The following is a 6465-nucleotide window of genomic DNA, read 5'->3' on the forward strand; positions in this document are numbered from 1 at the left end:
ACCCGTGGCGGACGCCGTCCGATCGGCCCTGAGGCGAGTGCCGCGGCAGCGGCCGAGCAGGCGGTGGCCAGCGCCAGCATCAGCATCGCGGGCTGCCGGGGTCGCCGCGAAGCACACCAAGACGTGGGCCGCCGCGCTTGGCTAGCAACTGGTCAAGGACACGTGCGCCTGCCTCGGCCACGACCACGCTGGCCGTCGTCCCAGGTTCGGGATCCATCGACGTTGCGTGCCAGCGGCGTAGGCGCAGGGCGGCCAGTACGCGGACAGGCCCGCTCTGATCGCGGTGTAACACGCTGATTTCGGTCAGCCTGCGTGTCCCGTCGCGATCTCTGCTGATATGGACGACAGCCTGTACGGCCGAGGCAAGCTGGCTGTGCAGGGCCGCGCGGTCCAGTCCGGCAAGCGCGGCGAGGGCCTCCAGGCGCGGTGGGAGGTCCACTGCGCTATTGGCGTGTACGCTGCTGAAGCTGCCCTCATGGCCGGTGTTAAGCGCAATGAGGAGATCCACGACTTCGGCCCCGCGAACCTCGCCGACGACGATTCGGTCAGGCCGCATCCGTAGCGCTTGACGAACCAGATCGCGCAGGTCGATTCCGCCGGCACCCTCGATGTTGGGCGGGCGGGATTCCAGCCGTACGACGTGCGCCAGACCGACGACGAGTTCGGCGGTGTCCTCCACGATCACGACACGTTCGTCCGGGCCGACCCGGCCCAAGAGCGCGGCCAACACGGTGGTCTTTCCTGACCCCGTCCCGCCCGTGATCAGGGTTGTCATACGGGTGCGGACGAGCGCGTCCAACACCTCCACCATAGCGGGCTGTATTGTCCCGACCTCCACAAGATCATTTAGTGTGAAGGGCCGCCGCCGGGGGATTCGCAGCGACAGGCAGGTCCCTGTTACCGAGATCGGGGCGAGGACCGCATGCAGACGGGTGCCGTCACCAAGTCTCGCGTCCGCGAACGGCGTCGCCGCGTCAAGGCGTCGCCCGGTTGCCGCGGCCAACCGGACCGCGAGGCGGCGCACCGCGTCATCGTCGGCGAAGGTGATGGCGGACCGCTGGAGACCAGCGCCTCGGTCCACCCAGACCTCGCCGGGTCCGTTGACAAGAACGTCCGTTATGGATGGGTCCGCGAGCAGTGGCTCGAGCGGGCCCGCACCCATCAGTTCTGACCGCAGTGACCGATGCAGCGCGAGGGAGTCGTTACCGGCAGGTCCGGTCTCCGCCCGGACCGCCACGGCGATTCGCGAGGATGTCAGTGTTGCGTCCGCGTCCACGAGCCTGCGCCGGATCCCGGCCAGGAGCGCCTCATCGGGGCGTGGTCCCGTGGTTGCGCCGCCGGTGGCCGCGGTGGCTGGTACGCCCGCTGCGGGCTGTGGGTGAGCGCGCTCGGTCCGTTCGACCGCGATGGCGCCAGACGGATGGCGCGGTGTCGCCCCCGTGGCCGGACCCCCGTCCGGATAACCGCTCATACAGCCACGTCCGTACGGGCAAAGCCGAGTTCATCGAGGATCCGTCCGCTGACCCGGGCAAGTGGGCTTCGGCGTCGGCTACCCGGTGGTTCTCCCCGTTCCAGCCCGGTGGCGAGCCCCGATTCGTGCCGAAGCACCCCGGCGACCGGCAGCGCGAGCGCGTCCGCGACGGTGCCGGCAGCCAACCGGGCCGGGCCGGGGAGGCGCACGACAATTCGGACGTCCGCGCAGTGCCGGTTTGCGGTACCGCAGATCCGGCCGGCAGCGGCGATCGCACGGACCTCAGCCGGCACGACTACAATGATCATTGTAGCCATCTGCATCGCAATAGCCGCGGCCTGGTCAGGAGACCGGGGAAGGTCGACAACGAGCACGTCATTGCCGCGCCGGGTGCTGGCCAACATCGAGGTCATCAGGACCGGTGGAATCGCGCTCGGGCTGATTCTGTCCCAGGACAGTACGGCGAGCTCCCCGAGGGACGGCAGCGAATCGGTCAGCATGCGGCGAGGCGCCCGCCCGCGGGCGTCCGCGAGATCCGGCCAGCGCGCGCCTGGCCGGTTCTCGATCCCCAGAGCAAGGTCGATCCCACCGCCGAGCGGGTCGGCGTCCACCAGCACCGTTTGAAGATCTCGGCGCAGGGCGGCCAGAGTCAGCGCGATCGCGAGGCTGGTAGCCCCGGCGCCACCCCGTCCACCGATCACGCCTACCACGGTGGCGCGGCGCTGGTCCGGTTCGGCGGCGGCCGCGAAAACGTCCACAAGCCATTCCTCCGCGTCCGGCAGAAAAGCCACGTGCTCGGCGCCGAGACGCACGGCTGCCTCCCACACGCCGCCGTCGTCGAGATCGGCGCTCAGCAGCACCACGCCTGGCCGCCGTTGCAGCCCAGCGACCACGCACGACGTCACCCGGTCGCTGCCGACGACGACAAGCGGGGCGTTGTTCCAGTATCTGCGGGCAAGATGGGCATCGACGACCGCGTCCACGGTGACGCCGGCGGCTGCGGCGAGCCGGATGATGTCGTCGAGCAGTTGTGGATCATCGGTTATGGCAAGCGGCCGGAGGCTCGGGTCAGCTCCGGGCGCCGCGTGGGTGAGATCGGGCGGTGCGGATGTCATGGCAAGGCCCTTCCGTCGTCAGGAATGGGGACGGACGCCCACCATGACCTATGTGGCGCCTGTGGATGTTTTTCCCTCCACAGGCGCCACATATGGTCTAATAAAGGTTTAAGCCGATTTGAGGAAGTGGCCAACGCGGCGTGGCCAACGCCGCCTGGCTGACTGGCGTGGCTGACCGAGGGACGGCTCCCGTTTGGGGGGCGTCGCGGGAGCCGTCCGTGGGATCTCGCGGTCAGCCGCCAGGGATCCCACGATTGCCGGACAGTGGCGTGGTAAACTCGCTCGGCCCGTTGTGCGTACCCTCTCAACCAGTGGCCAAACCGCCCGGCCACCGCAGCGTTGTCCTGACCTGATCGGTGCTATCTCAGTCGGCCCGGGCGATGGCTTCGCAGATGGCGAGGGACTCGCGGGCACCCAGCTCCACGGCTCGGGCATAGTGAATGACCCATGCGCCGACGCCGTGGGTATCCGCCCCCAGGTAGGCGTGCACCGCATCGGCGTAGGCCTTGGCGTGGGTGTTGGCGTAGGTACGGTGACCGTCGATCCGCCCGGCTTCGATGTGCCCGACGTCGGTCGCGGTCACGGCTTTGGGATCGAGGCCGCGGCTGATCAGTACCAGTCGTCCAGCCGCCCGGGCGATGATCCCGTCGAAGCCGCCGAACGGGCGGATGGCCAGCAGCTCACCTTCCACGACCGCCGCAACGATGATCGCCGGAGCTGCGGTCCGGGCCATCAACAACTCGGTGAGCCCGTCCAGGCGCGCGGTGGCTTCGGCGGGCGTGGGCGCTGGGCCGAGCCCGAGAGGGCCCACCGGGCCGGCGGGGCCGCCCGGGCCCCCCAGCGGGTCGTTCATGGCTGCCGACGCGGCTCCTGGGGCTGGCCAGGTCGCTACTCGTGGGCGGCCGAGATCGGCGTCCGCGATGAGCCCACGCGCGACAAGCACATGCATGCGGGCGAGCGCCTGGCGGGGCGCGTGCTCCCAGGTATCACGCAGCGTCCCCAGCTCCGCGTAGAGCCGGACCGCGCCCAGCGCGGCCCTGAAAGAGTCGCTGCCGCCGGCGGCTGTCGCCGGTCGAAGATCGTGACCGAGGTGTGCGCGGAGGTCGTCCAGCGCGATGTCGTGACCGTCCAGCGCCGCGGATGCGCGCGCGGTGCGCAGGGAGGCCTCGGCGGTCACCCTGGCGCTGTCGCGGCGCATGACCCGATGCCGCAGCAAGGTGTCCACAGAGGTTCGGGCAGCGGCGACCGCGTCGGTGACACCTGGCAGGGTGGCGAGGCGGGCAAGGGGGTCCGACCCGACTACAGCGGTCATTGTCCGTACGCTACAGCCCGCCCGCACCACAGATGGGCAGCTGGGCATCCCGCGGGCGCGGCGAATCTCCGCCGCCGCGGGAGGAGTCATGATCGAATCTGCTGTGGCCGACGCGGCGGCTCCGGCGTTCCCGAGTACCTCGGGAACGTCTGACGGCCGTTCCGCAACTGGACGAACGTAGCGCCGCCGTGGTCCGTTTGTCCTGCGGCGGCGTCCGAAGGCCTGGGCGAAACTGCCCGGAGCGGCCAGGCGCGCGCATCACAGCGCGTCTGGCCGGCGGGCCGGCTCTGGACACGGCAGACTGCGCAAGAGGCGTCCGCGGCGGGTGATACAGGATTGTCGCACCGTACTCAGTCAAATGATCGTTTGTTTCGCGCCGGCCGGGGCCCGAGAGCGGTATGAAGGTGGGGGAGCTGGATGTGAGGGAGGCATAGGCCGCCGAGGCGGTCGCAACACCCGCGCGGAACACCCACGCACGAGCGTTGCGGATGTGTTGGCTGTTGCCGATCGGGCACCATCTGGTGACCTGGACGGTATCGGCCGTTGCCTCGTGTCGCGGTGCGCGCGACCAGCAGCCACTCCGGCGCGGGACAACCCGTGCCCGCTGGCCAACGGTACGCGATCAGGAATCGTTTCGCGCGCCCGAGGCCCACGGGCCACCAGAAGGAGGAGCAACGGTGTCGACTCCAACGCAGGACCGCTCGGCCGGCCGAGACGCGACACTCGGTGAACTTGTCGCGGTCGCGGCGCGAGACCTGTCACTACTCGTCCGACAGGAGATCGATCTCGCGAAAGCGGAGCTTTCGAAGCAGGCTATGTCTGCCGCGCTTGGCGTCGGGTTCCTGGTGGCTGCCGCGGGCCTCGGCCTCGGCGCTCTGATCGCGGTCACGATCGGGTTCGGAGAGCTGTTCACCTGGGCCGGCGTGGAGCGGTTCTGGGCGTACTTCCTGACCACGCTGCTCTATCTGGTCGTCGCCGGGATGCTGGCTCTGTTCGGGGCAACGCGGTTGAAGAAGGTTTCGCCACCCGAGCGCACCTTGCGGACGGTCAAGGAGGACATCGCGTGGCTGAAGCATCCGACGACAGTCGCGGGTGGTGCGGCAAACCACTCCAACGGACACGTGCCGGGCAGCGCGCGGAACTCGGTCTCCAGCCACTGAGAGCGTGTGTGAGATCGGGCTTTCGATCAGTGAGCCGCGTCCAGGCGCCCCCTGGCAAGGCGGCAGGCCGAAGCGATACCGGATGAGTTGTATCGGTGTGGCCGACAACGCAGCCAGGGGGCGTCTGGTCGCGGCGAGCCGGAATGACGATCTCAAACACGCTCTGAGAGCCTGGTTTGGATTTTCTGTACAGGTTCTGAGGCTCCGTGGATCTCCGCCGGAGATCCACGGAGATCCACAGAGATCCAGCGAGGCAGCATCGGGGCACCCATAGCCCGTTGCGGGCTCGGGGGACGCATCGGCGGAACGCCGGGGTGGGTGGATCAGAGCGCTGTGGGCGGGCCGGGCAGGCAGGCGGGCACGGATCGACCAGGTCGCCGGTCTGTCATCCTGAGACACGATGGAGGCCACTGTTCCAGAGATCAGCACCGTCCTTGTGGACGGTCCGTGGCAGCATCGTGACATATCTGCCAATGGCACTCGCCTGCACGTGGTCGAGTCTGGCGATGGTCCGCTCGTGTTGTTGCTACATGGTTTCCCACAGTTCTGGTGGGCCTGGCGCCACCAGCTGACCGGTATCGCCGCGGCCGGATACCGGGTGGTGGCTGCGGACCTGCGTGGATACGGCGCCAGCGACAAGCCGCCACGCGGGTATGACGTGTTCACCCTGTCCGATGATGTTGCCGGTCTGGTCCGGGCGCTCGGTGAGCGGGACGCGGTGATTGTCGGGCACGACTGGGGTGGTGTGGCGGGGTGGGCGACGGCGGCGCTTTTTCCGCGGCTGGTACGCGGTCTTGTCGTGCTGGCAATGCCCCATCCCCTGCGGGTCCGGCACGAGATGGTGGCGAGCCCGCGCGGGCAGGGTCTCTCGGCCCGCCATCTGATCGCCTTCCAGCTGCCGTGGCGTCCGGAGCGGCAGCTGGTCGCCGATGACGCGGCAGATGTAGGGCGGCTGTTGCGGTTGTGGGGCGGTCCTGGTTATCCAGCTGTTGAGGTGGAACACCGCTATCGCGAGGCGATCCGGATCCCTGGGGTTGCGCATAGTTCCCTGGAGTATCACCGGTGGGCTTTCCGATCGCTGTTCCGGCCGGACGGTGCTCGGTTCGCGGCGGCTCTGCGCCGGCAGCCGGTGACCGCGCCGACGTTGCAGCTGCACGGCCGTCTTGACCGGTGCATGCTGGCCTCGACCGCGCAGGGCTCCGGGCGTTACGTCAGCGGTCCCTATACCTGGAAGCTGCTGGACGGGGTGGGGCACTTCCTCCCGGAGGAGGCACCGGACATCATCACCAAAGAGATCGTCAGCTGGCTCGCGTGCTGACCCGTGTTTCGAAAACCGCCTGTCTGGTTTGTTGTGTTCGGGCGGTCTTTGGTTGTGCTCCCGGGGCCACACTGATACAGCTCACCTCC

Annotated in this window: 5 protein-coding genes; 2 read left to right on the forward strand and 3 right to left on the reverse strand. The window is 68.8% G+C overall.

Features of this window, described 5'->3' with window-relative positions; translation table 11 throughout:
• Window positions 1-79: 79 nt before the first annotated feature.
• The 3 genes from MJ783_RS06250 to MJ783_RS06260 all read right to left on the reverse strand — a co-directional run bounded on the left by MJ783_RS06250 (window position 80) and on the right by MJ783_RS06260 (window position 3898).
• Entirely contained in the window at window positions 80-1471 is a 1392-nt protein-coding gene (locus MJ783_RS06250; protein ID WP_239309059.1) for a TadA family conjugal transfer-associated ATPase, read from the reverse strand.
• Window positions 1468-2586, reverse strand: a complete 1119-nt coding sequence (gene ssd, locus MJ783_RS06255; protein ID WP_239309060.1) for a septum site-determining protein Ssd — start codon at window positions 2584-2586, stop codon at window positions 1468-1470. The genes MJ783_RS06250 and ssd overlap by 4 nt, the downstream gene beginning before the upstream one ends.
• 364 nt (window positions 2587-2950) lie before the next feature.
• The gene (locus MJ783_RS06260) at window positions 2951-3898 is read right to left on the reverse strand and encodes a hypothetical protein (protein ID WP_239309062.1); all 948 of its coding nucleotides are present in this window, start codon (window positions 3896-3898) and stop codon (window positions 2951-2953) included.
• Window positions 3899-4575: 677 nt separating this feature from the next.
• Between MJ783_RS06260 and MJ783_RS06265 the strand changes: the two genes are divergently transcribed.
• Both MJ783_RS06265 and MJ783_RS06270 read left to right on the forward strand, forming a co-directional pair.
• Window positions 4576-5058, forward strand: coding sequence for a phage holin family protein (locus MJ783_RS06265; RefSeq protein WP_239309064.1), 483 nt, complete (start codon window positions 4576-4578; stop codon window positions 5056-5058).
• A gap of 400 nt (window positions 5059-5458) precedes the next feature.
• Window positions 5459-6376 carry an alpha/beta fold hydrolase gene (locus MJ783_RS06270; protein WP_239309066.1) on the forward strand — a complete coding sequence of 306 codons (918 nt, stop codon included), beginning with the start codon at window positions 5459-5461 and terminating at the stop codon, window positions 6374-6376.
• The last annotated feature ends 89 nt before the right edge of the window (window positions 6377-6465 follow it).

It is taken from the genome of Protofrankia sp. Cj3, from assembly GCF_917627355.1.
GTDB lineage: Bacteria > Actinomycetota > Actinomycetes > Frankiales > Frankiaceae > Protofrankia.